The organism is Thalassobacillus devorans MSP14, assembly GCF_000496835.1.
Taxonomy (GTDB): domain Bacteria; phylum Bacillota; class Bacilli; order Bacillales; family Halobacillaceae; genus Thalassobacillus; species Thalassobacillus devorans_B.
In genome coordinates this window covers 40,336-58,434 of the sequence record NZ_KI543239.1, presented here as the reverse complement: position 1 = coordinate 58,434, position 18,099 = coordinate 40,336, and the positions used below count along the sequence as shown (strand labels likewise).

The 18,099-nt window shown below is 44.2% G+C and carries 19 protein-coding genes; 4 read left to right on the top strand and 15 right to left on the bottom strand.

Going from position 1 to position 18,099, the window contains the following annotated elements; translation table 11 throughout:
- Window positions 1-114 precede the first annotated feature (114 nt).
- Window positions 115-570 (top strand): LysM peptidoglycan-binding domain-containing protein, encoded by a 456-nt coding sequence (locus P855_RS21405; RefSeq protein ID WP_051353337.1) that lies wholly within the window; start codon window positions 115-117, stop codon window positions 568-570.
- Between the two features lie 22 nt (window positions 571-592).
- The gene (locus P855_RS0119235) at window positions 593-1,780 is read left to right on the top strand and encodes a cation:proton antiporter (protein WP_028785071.1); all 1,188 of its coding nucleotides are present in this window, start codon (window positions 593-595) and stop codon (window positions 1,778-1,780) included.
- Window positions 1,781-2,045: 265 nt separating this feature from the next.
- Here P855_RS0119235 and P855_RS0119230 read toward each other — a convergent pair whose 3' ends face one another.
- From P855_RS0119230 to P855_RS0119160, 15 genes are all read right to left on the bottom strand, one after another.
- A complete protein-coding gene (locus P855_RS0119230; RefSeq protein ID WP_028785070.1) occupies window positions 2,046-3,269 on the bottom strand; it encodes an MFS transporter in 1,224 nt (407 codons plus the stop codon).
- Between the two features lie 69 nt (window positions 3,270-3,338).
- Complete coding sequence (locus P855_RS0119225) at window positions 3,339-3,698, bottom strand: DUF2512 family protein (RefSeq protein ID WP_028785069.1); 360 nt, start codon at window positions 3,696-3,698, stop codon at window positions 3,339-3,341.
- A 101-nt stretch (window positions 3,699-3,799) separates the two neighbouring features.
- The gene (mscL, locus tag P855_RS0119220; RefSeq protein ID WP_051353345.1) at window positions 3,800-4,303 is read right to left on the bottom strand and encodes a large conductance mechanosensitive channel protein MscL; all 504 of its coding nucleotides are present in this window, start codon (window positions 4,301-4,303) and stop codon (window positions 3,800-3,802) included.
- Window positions 4,304-4,459: 156 nt separating this feature from the next.
- Window positions 4,460-6,109: a PAS domain-containing sensor histidine kinase gene (locus P855_RS21620; protein ID WP_084315786.1), complete on the bottom strand. Its 1,650-nt coding sequence runs from the start codon at window positions 6,107-6,109 to the stop codon at window positions 4,460-4,462.
- A gap of 99 nt (window positions 6,110-6,208) precedes the next feature.
- The gene (locus P855_RS0119210) at window positions 6,209-6,658 is read right to left on the bottom strand and encodes a GAF domain-containing protein (RefSeq protein ID WP_028785067.1); all 450 of its coding nucleotides are present in this window, start codon (window positions 6,656-6,658) and stop codon (window positions 6,209-6,211) included.
- 12 nt (window positions 6,659-6,670) lie between these two features.
- Window positions 6,671-7,327 (bottom strand): response regulator, encoded by a 657-nt coding sequence (locus tag P855_RS0119205; RefSeq protein ID WP_028785066.1) that lies wholly within the window; start codon window positions 7,325-7,327, stop codon window positions 6,671-6,673.
- Between the two features lie 16 nt (window positions 7,328-7,343).
- Window positions 7,344-7,997, bottom strand: a complete 654-nt coding sequence (locus P855_RS0119200) for a sensor histidine kinase (protein WP_028785065.1) — start codon at window positions 7,995-7,997, stop codon at window positions 7,344-7,346.
- A 19-nt stretch (window positions 7,998-8,016) separates the two neighbouring features.
- Window positions 8,017-9,525 (bottom strand): MFS transporter, encoded by a 1,509-nt coding sequence (locus tag P855_RS0119195; protein ID WP_028785064.1) that lies wholly within the window; start codon window positions 9,523-9,525, stop codon window positions 8,017-8,019.
- Window positions 9,522-9,806, bottom strand: a complete 285-nt coding sequence (locus P855_RS0119190; protein ID WP_037986638.1) for a hypothetical protein — start codon at window positions 9,804-9,806, stop codon at window positions 9,522-9,524. The genes P855_RS0119195 and P855_RS0119190 overlap by 4 nt, the downstream gene beginning before the upstream one ends.
- Window positions 9,793-10,104: a hypothetical protein gene (locus P855_RS0119185; RefSeq protein ID WP_028785062.1), complete on the bottom strand. Its 312-nt coding sequence runs from the start codon at window positions 10,102-10,104 to the stop codon at window positions 9,793-9,795. Before P855_RS0119185 ends, P855_RS0119190 begins: the two co-directional genes overlap by 14 nt.
- A complete protein-coding gene (locus tag P855_RS0119180; RefSeq protein WP_028785061.1) occupies window positions 10,094-10,303 on the bottom strand; it encodes a hypothetical protein in 210 nt (69 codons plus the stop codon). The genes P855_RS0119185 and P855_RS0119180 overlap by 11 nt, the downstream gene beginning before the upstream one ends.
- Window positions 10,293-10,817 carry a ubiquinol-cytochrome c reductase iron-sulfur subunit gene (locus P855_RS0119175; protein ID WP_028785060.1) on the bottom strand — a complete coding sequence of 175 codons (525 nt, stop codon included), beginning with the start codon at window positions 10,815-10,817 and terminating at the stop codon, window positions 10,293-10,295. Before P855_RS0119175 ends, P855_RS0119180 begins: the two co-directional genes overlap by 11 nt.
- A gap of 12 nt (window positions 10,818-10,829) precedes the next feature.
- Window positions 10,830-11,390 (bottom strand): 4Fe-4S dicluster domain-containing protein, encoded by a 561-nt coding sequence (locus P855_RS0119170; protein WP_028785059.1) that lies wholly within the window; start codon window positions 11,388-11,390, stop codon window positions 10,830-10,832.
- Complete coding sequence (locus tag P855_RS0119165) at window positions 11,391-13,559, bottom strand: molybdopterin oxidoreductase family protein (protein WP_028785058.1); 2,169 nt, start codon at window positions 13,557-13,559, stop codon at window positions 11,391-11,393.
- Window positions 13,546-14,589, bottom strand: coding sequence for a membrane protein (locus tag P855_RS0119160; RefSeq protein ID WP_028785057.1), 1,044 nt, complete (start codon window positions 14,587-14,589; stop codon window positions 13,546-13,548). The genes P855_RS0119165 and P855_RS0119160 overlap by 14 nt, the downstream gene beginning before the upstream one ends.
- Before the next feature lie 1,146 nt (window positions 14,590-15,735).
- Here P855_RS0119160 and P855_RS0119155 point away from each other — a divergent pair.
- On the top strand, window positions 15,736-17,034 hold the full coding sequence (locus P855_RS0119155; RefSeq protein WP_028785056.1) for a homoserine dehydrogenase: 1,299 nt from the start codon (window positions 15,736-15,738) through the stop codon (window positions 17,032-17,034).
- On the top strand, window positions 17,034-18,095 hold the full coding sequence (thrC, locus tag P855_RS0119150) for a threonine synthase (protein ID WP_028785055.1): 1,062 nt from the start codon (window positions 17,034-17,036) through the stop codon (window positions 18,093-18,095). Before P855_RS0119155 ends, thrC begins: the two co-directional genes overlap by 1 nt.
- The last annotated feature ends 4 nt before the right edge of the window (window positions 18,096-18,099 follow it).

The window sequence follows — 18,099 nt, the reverse complement described above, 5'->3', positions numbered from 1 at the left end:
GTTCTTACCGTTTATACCCACTCCTTCTTAAAACATAACCTCCCCCGCTTCCAATCACATGTGCCAGTTATTTGAATATCACTATGATATATCATCGAAAGGAGCAACCGGATCATGCATTCATATAATTGTAAAAATCCGTATGTCTATTACCCTGCTTCACCAGGCATTCCCTGCTGGATACCTGATAATCCTATTTATCGCGAGAAAAACTTCTATGTAATCCAGCCCGGGGATAACTTATATAATATCGCTCATTTTTTTAATGTGCCACTGGAAGACCTGATAGCAGAGAACCCTGGTATACACCCCTACTTTTTAATGCCGGGACAAATGATATCGATTCCGCTCGCTCTCCCTGCCGCAGATTGTCCTAAAGTTTATTCTGTAAGACCCGGCGATACGTTTTACCATATTGCCATAAATAACAATTTAAGTGTAAAAGACTTAATGAACGCAAATCCCGATATCAATCCTAATGCCCTTTTGATTGGTCAAAAAATATGTCTGCCAAAAGATACATCCCGTCTCAGACGTTTATGGCGAATGTTAGGGGGAATGGAAAACTAGCATTCTAAAGGGGGGGATATCTTTGTCTACTTCACAAATAATATTGCTATTATTCATTGGCTATCTCATTTTCACCATCGATAAAAAACAAGAAAATTTACCAGTGCCGACGGTTCTCGTAATGATTGGTATCGGACTTTCGTTTATCCCTTACTTTTCTTCTATAGAAGTGACCAAGGATATGATTTATCATGTTTTCCTTCCGGCATTGTTATTTACTTCAGCCTACCGATTTCCGCCAGATGAACTGAGAAAGAATGCCGGTATCATCAGCTTTTTAGCTACAATCGGTATTATGTTGACGGTAGCATTACTTGGAGCAGCCATATATGCCTTAAGCGGACCTTTTGTGTCACTGTCTTTTATAGGGGCTTTGATCATTGCTTCCATACTGACACCGACTGACCCCGTATCTGTTGTCTCGATTTTGAAAAAATCTGCCGGAGATGAAAAAATTGCGGATGTCGTGGAAGGAGAATCTTTAATCAACGATGGGACAAGCATCGTCATTTTTACTGTCCTGTCAGGAATGCTTACTCAAAGTAAGTCGTTCAGCATTTTATCTTTCCTTGGAGAATTCTTACTCGTTTCTCTTGGTGGGGTTATTCTTGGAATTCTATTCGGCTGGCTGATTAGTAAAGCCGTGCATTTTACTCATAACCAACAGTACCAGGTGATGTTAAGCATCATATTAGCTTATGGCACCTTCAATATAGCAGAGCATATCGGTGTTTCCGGCGTTTTAGCTACTGTCTTTTCGGGCATTATGCTTTCATTTGAATATGGAAGGACGATTAAAGAAGATCATTTCAAAGACACATTAGATGGATTCTGGGGCATTGCTGAACTGACTATTTTGTCACTAATCTTCTTATTGATCGGCATTCAGGCAGCGAAGTCTTTAGCCTTCGGGGCGTGGGGATTTGCCATAATAATTTTCGCGGCTTCCCTGATCATCCGTTTTATAATCATCACAGGAACTACACAGCTTTTTCCCCATTGGAGGAGCCGGATTTCCTGGCGTGAAGCCTCTCTGATATCCTGGTCAGGCTTGAAAGGTACCATGTCCATCTTCCTGATTCTGAGTTTGCAATCCAAAAGCTCAGGAGATGTCGGGATGATTGTTTCTCTTTCATTTGCAGCCGTATTGATATCTCTCGTTGTACAAAGCCTCGGCGTATCCCCGCTTTCGAAGAAACTAATCAACTGAAAGAGATGCCTCATGCTTAACCCGGAGGCATCTCTTTCATTCATCACCAGTAAAGCTGATGCTATCTTGTCTTGTATCTAAAAAGATGTTTCCCTGGCCATCGACTTGCGCAACCAGTACATCATTTATGTTTTGTATACCATGCTGCTGTAATATCTGATTCAGCCAATTTTGATCATTCCAACAGCATGAAGGCTGCTTTCTAACACTTTTTCATAAGCAGTGTTGTAATATCCATTTTTACTACCCTTTCTTATCAAGCTGGTCAATGTTCCACTTGAACTTCTGCTGTTTCACCCGAAGGCCTGATTAAAATAAATGTTATCAGTGCTGCCAGAGCACTTAATGCTGCCAAAGTAATATATAATCCCCCCGAAGATTTTTCCATTAATATGGCAATGACAGGCGGACCTGCTGCTACTCCGACAAAACGCATACTGCTATAAAGAGAAGTCATTGTCCCTCGGACTTTCTTGTCAATCCCTTCGGTAATTAAAGCGTCCAGACTCGGCAGGGACAACCCAATACCGAGACCGGCAATTGATAGCAGAACCAGCAGCATGATCAATCCATTCTCATTCCTGATAAACACCAGCGAAGTGGCAGCTGCCCCGTTTCCCGCAATTACCGCCCACCTCATCAGCTGTTTGCTTTCTCCAATCTTCTTTCCGGTAAAATAGGAAGCGATACACAATAGTAAAAGCGGAATGGCAAGAACTAACCCTTTGTAGGCACCTTGAATGTTATATTTCGATTCTAATATAGCAGATAAATGGAAAAGGAAACCAAATAACACAAACATGTTAATACCGCCTATGATAAAAATTGCAACCACCCAGCGCCCATTGTGATGGAATACTTCGATTATGGATTGTTTAAACCGGGTAAAGGTTTGCTCTTCTCCACCTTCCTGCGCTTCCTTCGGTACCTTAACAAATTTCATGACAAGTATAATTCCCACAAGAGACAGAACAGGGATTGCAGCAAATGGAATAAACCAAGTCATTACCGCAAGCAATGCGCCAAGAACTGGACTAAGTACTTTTCCAAACGTATTGGACGTTTCGATTAATCCTAAACCGGCACTGACCTGCTCCTCATCTTCAAACATATCTCCCACCGTCGGTATCACAACCGGAAATGCGCCGGCAGCTCCTATCCCCTGTAAAAAACGTCCAATTAGAATGACGAGGTACGGTTCACCCATTTTCCAGGCTGCAAACGCAGAGATCACCCCTCCGATCCCTGCAATAATCAGGCTTGGAATAATTACTTTTTTTCGCCCTAATTTATCAGATAAATATCCGGCAATCGGGATTAATAAAATCGCTACAAGCGAGTAAACCGTAATGATCAAGCTCGATTGGAAAGGAGTGATACTGATTTCTCTTTCAATAATCGGCAGTACAGGTATCAGCATTGAATTACCCAATGTCATGATAAGTGGTATGGATGCCAAGGCAATGAGGTCCCACTTTTTCTTTTCCATTTATGTTCCTCCATCTATTGAAAATAAAAAAAGTGCACACGACCGATGTGCACTTTTTCAGAAATGTATTCAGGTCGTTTGTCTGATTGGTGCTTCATTTTTATTTAATAAACGTACCAACTGCCGGTGAAAAACATACTCGACAACAGCCAGTAAAGCCGTAATGAAGAAAATTTCACCAGCGGAAAGCGCCCAGCCCATCCACTCAGCTACACCCCAGAAATAGATGTAAGCCAGCACACCATCAGCGACAGTTGCCGTAATGTTATTGCTCATAGTGAGGATGCCGCGATCTCCGACAAAATAAGTAAGGAAGCTAAGGATTAGCCCGGTAATAACACTCTTCAGGAATGTAGCTTCCGAAAACCACATCAGCATAGGAACAATAATAATAGCGTTCATGACAGCCTTTCGGATAAAACCTTCCATTGCTATAACCTCCTCTGCTGTTATATTGTACTGTTCCTATATTTTCATACTTTGTATCAATATCCAATAAAAGTAAAAAAAGCATATACGTGATATGCTTTTCATTTGATACCCAGCCGAAAACCTTTCCGCTCTTCTTTACCGGGATCGTTATTGGATTGTAAGGAAGAACCACAGTTAGGACAGATACTTGCCTTAGCAGGAATAGAAGTACAGCAATAGGGACATTCTTTACGCGTCATCGCTGCCACTAAATCCTGATTCGGCTTTTTCCAACGATTGAGTTGCCTTACCACCAGAAAAACAGCAAATAAGATGATAATAAAACGAATGAAGGAGGACAAAAAGAGTCCATAATTGATAGTTGCAGCTCCTGCTTCTTTCGCTGCTGCCAGCGAAGGATATGACCCGCCACCCAAGCTTATGAATAAGTCAGAGAAATTCATTTTTGCTAAAATCAATCCGATTGGAGGAAGCAGGATATCGGATACAAGAGAATCGATGAATCCGCTGAACGCAGCACCCAGCACCAACGCTACTCCAAGCTCAGCCGCACTCCCCCTCATCGCGAATTGACGGAATTCACGAAATAACCGGATAGACATCATCTCCTCTCACCCTCTGTTAGAGCTATTTTATGAGTGGCAGAGACAAGCTATGAGTCTGAGGGATAATTTTTTTTGCAACTTTCACGATATATTTGCGACTTACTAAATGTTAGCCAAACTACATTTTGGACTCAACCAAAAAGCCGGACTATTTTAGTCCGACTCATTCTCCCCATAAGGGATTTCCGCTATGATTTTCGTTCCTTCTCCAGGCACTGAGATAATTTCCAGGTCTCCTCCGACAGAACGTGTCCGCTCTTCCATACTGAATAAGCCTACACCGGAAGATAGCTGGTCCTTATCAAAACCCTTCCCTTGATCTTCAATCATCACCCGGACTACCTCACCCAGTTCACGAATGGTCACCCAGGCTCTATCGACATCTGCGTATTTCCATATATTCGTCAAAGCTTCCTGGATGATCCGATAAATGGTTATTTCCGCATGGGCGCCTAATCTTTGGTCCAGCACACATTCGAACATGACATCGATATTATAATGATCGGAATAGCGGTTCAGGAATGAGCGAATCGCCGGGACCAGCCCAAGATCATCCAGTACGGATGGCCGCAGCTCCCAGGAGATGTCGCGTACCTCTTCTATCAATTCTGTAGCTTCATCCCGCATCTGATTAATCAATGGATGTTCCATTTCTGCACTCAGCCTGCTGATGGTGATCAAATGACTATAAAGATTTTGGCCAAGCCCATCATGGAGTTCCCGCGATAGCCGGAGCCTCTCTTCTTCCTGGACCTCTATGATGCGCGTCATTGCCTGCTGCAGCTCGGCTTCTACACGTTTTCGTTCAGTAATCTCAGAACGAATGGCAAGATATTGATACGGCTTCCCTTTCTCGTTCAGAAAGGGTACGATTGTCGTATCCACCCAATAGTAGCTGCCGTCTTTGGCCTGATTCTTTATTTCCCCTTTCCACACTTCACCATTGCCGATTGTCCGCCATAATTCTTTGAAAAATTCTTTCGAGTGATAGCCCGAATTGATGATGGAATGGGTGCGTCCGATCAATTCTTCCCGCTGATATTTCGAAATTTGGCAGAATTGATCATTGACATACGTAATGATCCCTTTTTCATCGGTAATGGCAACAATGGAGGATTCATCAAGAGCAAACTTCAAGTCCACCAGTTCTTGCATCGACTTTTCCAATTCATCGACAACTCGTTTGAATTCTGTAATCTCTTTACGGATGGCAAGATATTGATAGGGTTTTCCTTTGTTGTTCAAAAAAGGCACAATCGTAGTGTCTACCCAATAATGGGTCCCGTCTTTCGCTCTGTTTTTGATTTCACCACGCCAAACCTGTCCATTGGCGATCGTCCGCCATAAGTCGCGCATAAACTCCTTAGAATGATAACCGGAATTGATGATCCGGTGATCTTGTCCGACCAACTCTTCCTCCGAATACTTGGATATTTCACAAAACTTGTCATTTACGTATTTGATGGTCCCTTTTTGATCGGTGATTGCCACAATGGTCGATTCATCAAGCGCAAATTTCATATCAAGCAGTTCATTCAATACCTTTTGTGGTTCTAAGTTGGAAATAGAGCTGTCATTATCGGGGTGTAAAACGAGAAGTGAGTAAGTATGACTGCCAATAGAAAAAGTGTTCTTCCTTATAAATAATGGGAAACGATGTCCGTCTGTCGTCAAACCAAACTGTTGGGTAAATGTCCCCGACTCTAACACATCAATATTCGCCTCAGGTATCCATTTTTTAATATGGCTGCCAGTGCCACTTTCCCCGTCTGCTTCAAAGAGTATCTGCGCTTTATCATTCATCGACTCGATATAACCTGCTTCATCTATAACAACGGTTGCGTCTTCCGTGGTTTCCTGCTGATTACTATGATGCGTTCGTGTGGTCACCAACTGTCCCTCCTATTCATCGGTAAAATGGGAAGGTAAAAATGATTCTAAATTCCGCGCAACTTCCCTGAGCTTCTGCTTTTCCTGTTCATCAAACTGACGGGCATGCCGGTAGCCGATCAAAAGGGCGCCCTTAGGAAGTCCGTTCCAAACTAAAGGAACCGAATAAGCAGCAACCAGCTTTTCGGCTAACATAATCGGGTAATCGGTTATTTTCCCCAGGATATTTTCGGGAAAACCCGTTATTTCCATAGGTGTTCCACTGGAAATCACTTTTCCGGCAATCCCTTTTCCATACCGTACCGTGATATATTTGTATTTTTCATTTCGATTTCCCATCGCGTAAGGCCAGGTAATATCCGGATCATGCCGATTCTGCAGCGCAATCCCGACAAAATCACAGGGGACACGCTGCTTCAGGCTGTCGCATTCGGTCAGTACTAAATCTTTTAATGACTTCATACTATCACGTCCTTACTGAATCCCATAACCAAGCAATCCTTTTTTCAATGCAAAGGATACCAGCTCAGGCCGTGTTTTCATTTGCAGCTTTTCCATTAAGTTTCCTTTATGGGTTTCTACTGTTTTGACACTGATCACCAGCTTTTCTGCAATCTCCTTATTGGAGTAGCCTTTTGCTATCAATGTCAGAACTTCCTTTTCCCGATCGGATAATAACTGATACGTATCGGAACCGTCTTCTTTCAAATTACCCAGGTACTCCTCCATCAAACGTTTCTGGGCGGATGGATGAAGATAAGCATCTCCCTGGCATACCGAGCGGATGGCATTGACTAATTCATCATGGGGAGCACTTTTTAATACACACCCGGAAGCACCCGCCTGGATGGCACGGAATAAATATTCTTCATCATCATGCATGGTCAGGATGAGGATAGCTGCCTCAGGAAGAAGTTTTTTTAATTCTCCCGTCGCAGATAAGCCATCCTTTCCATGGGGCATGCTCAAATCCATTAATATAGCATCCGGCTTTTCTTCCAGCGCCATTTCGATTCCTTCATTGCCTTCTGATGCTTCTCCGACTACTTCCATATCCGGCAAGGAATTCAGTAACATTTTCAAGCCCATCCTCACCACTGCATGATCATCCACTAACAGGACCTTTATCATCCCATAACCCCTCCTATTACTGGATTGGCAAATTGATAGAAACAGTTGTCCCTTTGTCCAACTCAGAAGAAAGGTCGCATTGCCCCCCGACAAGGCGAAGCCTTTCTCTCATAGCAGCAATCCCATTAGCACTGCCGCTTTCCATCACTTCGTTCGCATCGAACCCTTTTCCAGCATCTTTTATATCTATTCTCACTGATATTTCTCCCCATGTAAACTCAATTTTCGCATGATCGGTATCTGCGTATTTAGCAATGTTGATCAATGCTTCCTGACAGACACGAAAAGCGGCCATACTTTTTTGGTCGGAAAGAAGCTTCTCTTCCCCGCTGGAATGAACATCAATCAGAATCCCAAAAGTATTGGTAAACAGCTTCGAATAGCTTTTCATCGCGGAGACCAATCCCAATGTCGATAATGTATTCGGATATAACTCCACAGACAGCAGCCTGACTTCCCTGATTGTCCGCTCCATCAACCCTGCCATTTCTTTGGCATAACTTTTCAGCTCCTGATTTTCGATACCTGCTTCAATGAAGTTCAATCCTGTTTGCATCGTGTACAGGTTCTGATTGATGCTTTCATGGAGCTCAAGGGCCACCCGTTTAATTTCTTCTTCCTGAGACTGAATGATATAACTGCACGCCTGGTTCCCTGCTTCAAGCTCCATCTCCATCCTCCTCTATTTTTTACATGCTTTTCTGTTGTTGATTTTCTGTAATATCCGTGAACACACCAGCGTATTGGATGATTTCCCCCGAGTCATCCTTAATCGCATTGATCGTAAGCCACTCTAAAAAGTGTTTTCCGTCTTTGCGTTTATTCCAAATTTCCCCTTGCCAATAACCATTCGCTTCTAAAGTGTCCCACATACCCTGGTAAAATGCCGGGGACTGTCTGCCTGATTTCAGGATATTTGGATTTTTCCCTTCCACTTCACCAGCCTCAAAGCCAGTCAGCTTTGTAAAAGCAGGATTTACAGTTACGATTTTACCATTTTTATCTGTGACCATCATGCCGAGCGGTGTCGTTTCCATGATTTGATGGGAAACCGCCAGCTTATCGTGATAATACATCCAGATGACCAGAATCAAACTTGCTAAAGCAATTTGGGATAGTGCCATGAATCCGATGGCGTAATGCCCGGTCAAGCTGTAAAGAAGGGACAAAATCAAAGGCGGGAAAAAACCGCCAAGTCCACCCATAGCGGATACGATACCATTCGCAATACCAGCCTGCTTGTTAAAATACATCGGAACAAGCTTGAAGATGACTCCATTCCCTATTCCGGCAGCCATAGCGATGGTCAGACTTCCTACCGTATACAGGTGGATAGAAGGAGCAAAAGATAATAGCAGCGCAGCAACGGTAAAACCTCCAAACACGTACATCAGCAGAATCAGGGAATGGAAGCGGTCAGCGAGCCATCCGCCAAGAGGACGTAAGAAAGTAGCAACTGCAATGAAACCTGCCGTCCTCATCCCGGCATCCACTTTATCCAGACCAAAGTTGGCCACAAGGAAATTGGGAAGATAGACCGTGAATGCTACAAACGAACCGAAAGTGATAAAATAAAATAAGCAGAATAACCATAGTTTTTCATTTTTATAAACACCTTTGATCTGCTGCATTAATGGAACTTTCACTTTTGTTTCTTTTTTATCTCCTAAAAAGAAGTTCAAAAGGATGAAAACACCCAAAAGTACAAGGTAGAGCTGTACAGTGAACGTCCAGCCAAAATTAGCAGCTACTACAGGCGCGGCAAAAGCTGTTAACGCTGTTCCGATGTTCCCCGCTCCGTAGATACCATTGACGAATCCATGGCGGCTTTTATCGTAATATTTCGGAAGAGAAGTGACTCCGACAGAAAAGATAGCTCCACCGATGCCTAAAAACAAACCACCAATCAAAAGATCGATGAGCGAGTCAGCCATACTGATGTAATAGACCGGGAATAATAACAGGATGAAACTTACCATGAAAATCAATCGTGCACCTAGTAAGTTAGCCAAGTATCCCAAAGGAATTCTTAGGACGGATCCTAAAATAACCGGAATAGCCGTCACCCAGGCGATATGCTCCGGTGCAATGGCGATATCTTCGGTGATAAAGGGAAGTAATGATGAGATCAATACCCAAACCATAAAACCTGTAACAAGGTTCATCGTTTGTAACGGGAGCTGGATTTTACTTTTCATAGCGGTTTCCCCTCGCTTTTGATTACATAATATAGACCGGCTTTTTGATCATAGGCAGACCATTCGGTCTCTGTTTGTTTGACTTCACTGGTAAATGGAACGGCAAAAAAATAATGGTTGTCAAAATAGATTCTGAGATGGGTATTATCTGGACAATTGGCAAGCTTCTTTACTTTCTTGTCCAGCCATGGAGCCATATCTTCCCCCTCTTCTCCATGAATACAAACCTTTACGGAAGAACCGATGCAGTTTTCCAAGTCATTTCTATCAACGGATGCCACAGGTCCCACATCCTTTCTCCGGAGGGTAGACATGAAATTGATAGCCCTGTAAGGTCTGCCAGAATGTCTCTCCTGCCTGTGCTTCCAAATGGTCAATAACATCTTGTTCTGATGCCCAGCTGCTCATTCCTTTAACTTCAGCGACAACAACTTCTGCATCTGAAACTGTTTTATCATCCAAGTACCAGTGGAGACGCTGTCCTTTGAATATTCTTTCGAAATTGTTTTGTACTTCGGCAGCAAGTGTGCCGGTCATCTCTTTGATAAAACAAAAATCCAGGTAGGTTTCACTTTTCATAACCCTTGCTGCCTCCCTTATTTTTCTCATTTTTATAAACGAACAGCGCCACCGGGAACAAAAGGATATTCAAGCCAGCATAGAGCAACGTAACGCCATAGTTTTCATAATAATATTGGTGGACGACCAATTGCGTGAATACGATGTTCATCATTAGAATGGCTGCCAGTATGAGGACGCCGACATAACTACGCTTCATAACGTTTCACCCTCACTGCATAAATAGCTTCATCCTTCACTTCCACTTCAATACCTGGCAGCGGACGTCGAGGCGGACCTGCTGTTGGTGCACCGGTGGAGGCATCAAACTTTCCGTGGTGGCATGGACAGATCATTTCCTGTTCGTCCTTGACCCAGTAAACCGGACACCTGAGATGGGTACAGGCATTTTGATAAGCGACGTATTTATTTTCACTGAGCCGGATTAAAATCGCACTATCATTTTCGCTGGGAAAATGGAATTTAACCGAATCCCCTACTTTTACGTCTTTCAGGTCCGCAATTTTCTGATGCGGGTATTCTTTATCCCCAAGTCCCATTAATTCCTTAGCGGCGACAGCTCCCCACGGCAAGGTAGAAACGGCGAACACTCCTGCTGCACCTGCCAATGTCTTCATAAAACCTCTACGGTCCAGCATCCGCTCATTGTTCCGGTTAATATTATGCGTATAGTTATCTTCGTCAAACGGTATCTTATTATTGCGATCACTCATGATACTTCCTCCTTAAAAGAGTTTTTCTGTTCCTTGCAAGATTCCTGGAAGATTCACTTTGACATTGGTCGCACCTTCCAGATATGGCATGCTGGTCACCCATTTATCATTATCAAGGTCATGACGGCGCTGTTTTTGCTCAATCTCTTCTTCTGTCAGCCACTGCAATGTATTGGAAGGACAGACGCTTGCGCACATAGGCGGAATTCCATCTTTCGTCCGGTCGATACAAAGATCACATTTGTACATCAGGTTTTCTTCCTCGTCAAACTTTGGAATGCCATAAGGGCAGGCAATCGTACAGTTTTGACAGCCGATACATTTCTCTACCAAAGCAGAGAGGACAGCCCCTGTTTCGTGGATTTGAATCGCCTGAGCCGGGCAGCTTCTAGCGCAAGCCGGGTTTTCACAATGCAGGCACATCAGCGGCATCGTCTGCCGGTTCACGTGAGGATTGACATCGTAGACATAGTTCCTATTCCGTTGTTCGTGCCCGCCGCATTGGGTACATGCGGCAAGGCAGGAACGGCATCCGATACAGTTTTCTAATTCGATATATAACCGTTTCTTCATTTAAAGCACCTTCTTAGAATCGAGTTTTTGCATTTGTGCTGCACAGGCCTTGAATTCCGGCATTCTGGACTTCGGATCCAGCGCCGGGATCGTTAACAGGTTAATAGATTCTTCATGACCGAAATGATAAGGAACAAATACAGTATCTTTTCGGATGGCTTCTGTCACTTTCACTTTATAGACGGCTTCCCCTCTCCGGGTATAAAGCCGAATTCTTTCATCATGTTCCATGTCGTATATTGCTGCTGTATCCGGATGCACCTCTACGTAAGGCTCAGGACACATGTCTTTTAAAAACTTGATTCTTCTTGTCTGGTTTCCGGATAAGTAATGGTAGACGACACGTCCGGTCGTTAAACGAAGCGGATATTCCTCGCATGGTTCTTCTGCCGGCGGACGATAAGGTAAGGCGCAGATTTGAGCTTTCCCATCCGGATGATAAAATTTCTTATCCAGAAACATATGTGGCGTTCCTTCGTCTTTTTCATCTTTACACGGCCAGAATACGCCATCCTGCTTTTCGATCTTATCCCAGGTAGCACCGTAGTAATCAGCGCTTCCTCCTTTGGACGCTAATCGAAATTCTTCAGCAACATCTTTTGCTGTCTTCAGGTGTGCAAAGTTTTTCCCCTTGCCAAGACGTTCCGCCAGTTCCACTTGCATCTGCCAGTCTGGCTTCGATTCCCCTAATGGTTCCTGGGCTTTATTGATTTTAATAACCCGTCCTTCGATATTCGTTACTGTTCCTTCGTCCTCTGACCATGTAACGGAAGGCAAGATTACATCGGCAAATTCCGCGGATTCTGATAAGTAAAAGTCAGCACAGACCATGAAGTCGAGCTTTTTCAGAGCACTCCTGACAAAATTCAGATTCGGTGCCGATACAGCAGGGTTGGAACATAGCAGATAGAGACCTCGAATTTCTTTCTGATCCATCAATTCGAACATTTCATAAGCGGAAACACCTGGTTTCGGCATTTCTTCCGGAGTAATGCCCCATACGTTACAGACCTCTTGTACGTGCTGCGGGTTGGTAAGCTTCCGGTATCCTGGCAGCAAGTCGGATTTCTGCCCGTGCTCTCTTCCACCCTGACCATTACCCTGGCCTGTGAAGGTAGCTACGCCTGACTTCGGGCGACCGATTTTGCCAGTTACAAGCGCCATGTTGGTGTATCCAGAAACGTTGTCTACACCTTTATGCTGCTGTTCGATACCTCGCGCAAACATGACAATGGCATTTGGGGCTTTTCCATAAATCTCTGCTGCTCTTTCAATCTTTTCTGGTGCTACACCAGTCAAATAACTCGTATATTCCGGCGTGAACTGTTTTACCAGTTCTTTTGTTTCTTCAAAACCGTTCGTATGCTGGTTTACGAATTCTTCATCGGCATACCCTTTTTCAATTAGTAAATGAACAATCCCGTTCGCTAAAGCCAAGTCTGTGCCTGGTTTCAGATCAAGATGCAGGTCTGCTCTCCTTGCGATCGGGGTTTCACGCGGATCAACCACGATGATATAACCGCCGCGTTCCTGTACGTTCCAAATACGGAACATGGAAGTCGGATGGCACTCTGCTGTATTACTGCCGGCAATGAACAAACAATCAGTTTCATGAATATCCGTCCAGGGAAGTGTGGAACCACGGTCGACACCGAAAGACCGAAGAAATCCGCCAGCTGCACTGGACATACAGAAGCGTCCATTGTAATCGATGTAGCGGGTACCTAAAGCGACACGGGCGAACTTTCCGGTTAAATAGCATTTTTCATTGGTCATGGAAACTCCGCTGAATACCGACAAGCTGTCTTTTCCGTAATTTTCCTGAAGTTCACCGAATTTCTCAGCAATCAGATCGTAGGCTTCCTCCCAGCTTGCTTCCCGGAATCCTTCTTTTGTCCCTTTCAAGGAAGCATCATCACGAATCAATGGGCGAAGAATGCGGTCATCATGATTTGTCTGCTGATAGGCAGTAACCCCTTTCGGACACATCTTCCCGACCGTTACCGGCCAATCGTAGCGAGGCTCCACACCAATGATCTTATTTGTAGCTGTGTTCACCCGTAAGTTCATCCCGCATTGCATCCCGCAATAGCTGCAGTGTGTCTTGATTAGTTTTTCGTTCGGGTGTTTAACATTCTCTATCTCTTTAAAAAATTTATCCCTTTGCATTTTGGTTGGCCTCCTTGGTTTTCACCTCATGGGTCGGAAATCCTGAAAATCTGGCGATGCGGTACTTACGGCGGCATGGGAGACACAATTCAGCTAAATTGAATCCGTCCTGCTCCATCGTGAAATCTATTTCATTGGTCCCCAGGACATTGACAACATCCTGTGACTGCTCGGTTGATACGAATTCATCCCCACAAACCTTACATTCTTTCATGGATTGTTCGCCGTAATGTTCCCGATAGTTTCTTGCAAAAACACTTAGCGGACGGAATGGAATATGAGCAAGTTTCCCGAATGGCAGATAAATCAATGTCACAATGACTGAATACTGGTGTATGAGTGACATCGCGTAATGTCCTGCTCCATGTAAAAATACGTTCATGAAAGTCAAAATCAAGCCGGTGATACTAATGAACAGCAATAAGTAGAGTGGAAGAAAATCATATATGAATTTTTGCTCTGCCCTGGCCTGCATATTTTTCAAACGTCGATACAGAGCCATAGAGACACCGATTATTACCATTATTGCTGTGATATTCAAAGCATTATAAGAAAGAAAAGCGATAACGCCATCAGCTGGCACGGTCATCAGGTCCATCCCCATCGCAACGATGGTATAATAGCCGTTTTCCTCCATCGTGAAATACATCCAGCCGAAAACGAGCGGAAAGGTAACCAGGCAGGAAAGAATGACACCCCAGCCAATCAGCAAGTGCTGGGTCCATCGGTAGATTCCCCTATTCCAGATGAATTCGTACGTACCAAGGTGGTTGACGGAAGTTTTTGGCGTTGACTTACGGAACAACAGCTTGATTCCTTTTTTGATAATGATTTTGGTTGGCGGTCTTTCTCCCCACGCTATGAACCGGTAGAAGAATCCAGCGATGAATACGAAGGTACCCACCATATATCCGTATAAATTTAAATCGACATGTGTAAACATCCTTGTTCCGATGAACATCAGCACGATGATGCCGCTGACGGTAAGAAACATGGACTTAGCAAACTTCGAAGCAAATGCATTATTAATGGAGTGTGTCGCTTTCATTGGTTTTCTTAACACTGTTTCAGCCATTTTCAAATCCCCTTCTTGATAACTTTTTATGTGGGAGTGTGATCCCTTTAACTTGTTAATTTAATTATAGGAAGCGGCGGGGATTTCCGTAATCGGGGAAACTCCCCATCCTCTCGGGGAAATCCCCCTATTTATTTTTCAAGCCCAAAACGGTTTGATTTTTCATAAGAGACTTATTCAATAATAGGGCCGGATTATGGAAGACTCGATTTCGAGATGTTGGAAGGAGTTTAGGTCGTTGGGGAAGGATTCGCTTTCCTGCGGGGGACCTGGCGAGCTTCCTCGGGCTATCGCCCTGTGGGATCTCGCCTAGATCCTTCTCCCGCGGGAGTCTCACCCTTCCCCCACGCCCTTTGCCATACAGGATGCTCGAAATCGTGCTTGGGAAGTCCACCCCTTTTGTGAAAAAAATGCTAACACAATGCTAATTTGAATGTTCTTTCTGGCCAAAAGCAAACTATTCTTGATAGGCGTTTCGAGATTCTTACAATCGTATGGTGGTTGGGAAAACGGGGAGACTCCTCGAAAATGCTATGCATTTCCTTCGTGCGTGGGTTAAGTCAGGGTGAAAATTCAAAGTCCTGTGGGATGAACATAATCGGTGAGATCCCGCAAGGCGAAGCCTGAGGAAGCTCACCACATGCCCACGGAAAGCGATCCGTTTTCCCAGCCGCCATAATCGCTACCTGAAATCTCGAAACTGAGTCTTCAGGAAAAGGGAGCTTAACTGAAAGATCATCTCACAACATAAAAAAAGCAGGAGCCGGGCTGTTCGCCTGGCTCCTGCTCTCATTCGCTTTTTTTTATTAAATCATAGATAAAATTGCACCGATCACTACAATTGCACCAATAATCATCAAAATTGTACGGATCATTCATCTTCATCCTTTCTTAACATGTCACTTTCTACTAATAGGTTCCCTTATATATGTATAAGTTAAACCCTTTTAACCAAATGGAAATATATCCTATCCCAAGTGATATATTCCTTTTTGTAAATTTTTCAGAAAAAGGGTTGTAAAACCCCTGCTTCATCACTATAATGTCCTTTATACGTAAACGAATGTACTTTCTATAAATACAAAAAGGAGGATGAAGGACATGACACAAACAATCTCCATAGGCCTGCTCGGGTTAGGTACCGTAGGAAGCGGTGTCGTGCATATTATTGAACAACACCAGGATAAACTGAAACACCAGGTCGGCTGTAATGTGGAAGTAAAACACATTCTGGTCAACAACCTGGAGAAAAAGCGCGATGTTGTTCTGAACGGAGCAAAATTGACAGCCAATGCCGATGATGTACTCAACGATCCGGAACTGGACGTCATCATCGAAGTAATGGGCGGGGTCGAGGGGACGAAAGACTACATTGTCCAAGCCCTCCAAAATAAAAAACATGTGGTTACCGCCAACAAAGATTTGATGGCCGTTCACGGCAGCGAATTATTGGAAGTGGCCTCTGAGAACCGCTGTGATTTATTTTATGAAGCTTCTGTCGCTGGTGGTATCCCCATCCTGCGCAGCCTGGTGGAAGGGCTCTCTTCTGACCGGATTACTAAGATGATGGGGATCCTTAACGGAACAACTAATTACATCCTGACTAAAATGACTCAGGATGGCGCCGCTTATGATGACGTACTGAAAGAAGCACAGGAATTGGGATATGCAGAGGCTGATCCTACTGCGGATGTGGAAGGAATTGATGCCGCCAGAAAGATCGCAATTCTTGGAACGCTCGGTTTCTCCATGCATCTCGATTTGAATGATGTGTCGATTGCCGGCATCTCCCAGGTTTCAAAAGAGGATCTCGAATATAGTAAACAGCTTGGCTATACGATGAAGCTAATCGGGATAGCTGACCGAACCGGGGATAAAGTCGAAGTTAGTGTTCAACCGGCACTATTTCCGGAAACTCACCCGCTCGCCGCTGTTAATGATGAATTCAATGCTGTTTATGTGTATGGCGAAGCTGTCGGTGAAACGATGTTCTACGGACCTGGGGCCGGTAAACTGCCGACTGCCACTGCTGTCGTTTCAGACCTTGTAGAGGTAATGAAAAATATCCGCCTAGGCGTAACTGGCAACAGCGCTGTTTTACCGCAGTTCGAAAAAAGCTTAAAAGACGATGATGAAATTGAAGCAAAATACTTCTTACGTCTGCATGCGAAGGACCAGCCAGGTACTTTTTCAGCATTAACTGCCTTGTTTTCCAGTTATGGCGTAAGCTTAGAAAAAATCTTACAGCAGCCTGCAAAAGAAGAAGGTGTGGCAGATATCGTGATGACAACCCATACCGTATCCAAGAAAAACTATCAGGCCATTTTACAACAACTGCATGATTTGGATGTTGTTTCTGAAATCAAAAGCAGTTACCGCGTCGAAGGAGATGAAAGCTGATGAACTGGAAAGGTCTGCTCCATCAATACAAAGAATATTTACCAGTCAATGACCAAACACCTAAATTATCTTTATGGGAAGGTAATACCCCATTAATCGTATTAGATAATTTATCCGAACAACTCGGCGTGGACCTCCACGTCAAGTATGAAGGCCTGAATCCAACAGGTTCCTTTAAAGACCGCGGGATGGTGATGGCAGTAGCAAAAGCAAAGGAAGAAGGCAGTGAAGCAGTCATGTGCGCTTCGACCGGTAATACATCGGCGGCTGCCGCAGCGTACGCTGCAAGAGCTAACATGCGTTGTATCGTGGTCATTCCAGACGGAAAAATCGCTATGGGGAAAATGGCGCAGGCAGTCATGTATGGGGCTGAAATATATGCCATCAAAGGAAACTTTGATAACGCAATGCAAATGGTACGGAACTTAAGCGAAGAAGCACCAATCACGCTCGTCAACTCTGTGAATCCTTACCGGATTGAAGGCCAGAAAACAGCTGCCTTTGAAGTATGCGAACAACTAGGCACTGCTCCCGACGTACTGGCGATTCCAGTCGGAAATGCAGGCAATATAACAGCATACTGGAAAGGATTCCAGGAATACAATGAACGTAATCATACAGGCCTTCCAGGTATGCATGGCTTTGAAGCAGAAGGCTCAGCAGCAATTGTGAGAAACGAAGTCGTTGAGAACCCGGAAACCCTCGCGACTGCTATCCGGATCGGCAATCCTGCCAGCTGGGATAAAGCTATTGCAGCGTCCAATGAATCCAACGGTAAAATCGATGCGGTAACGGACGAGGAAATCCTCGAAGCCTATCATTTGCTCGCACAATCCGAAGGCGTTTTTGCCGAACCCGCTTCTTGTGCTTCGATCGCAGGTATAAAGAAAGATATTGAAAATGGACACATAAAAAAAGGCTCAAAAGTAGTCGCAGTCCTGACTGGAAATGGACTGAAAGATCCCGACTGTGCGATAGAAAACTCCACCCTGAAGCCTGTAGTGCTGCCGAATGAAGAAGAAGTGGTTTTCGATCATATCTTAGGTCGTGTCAAATCATGAAGGC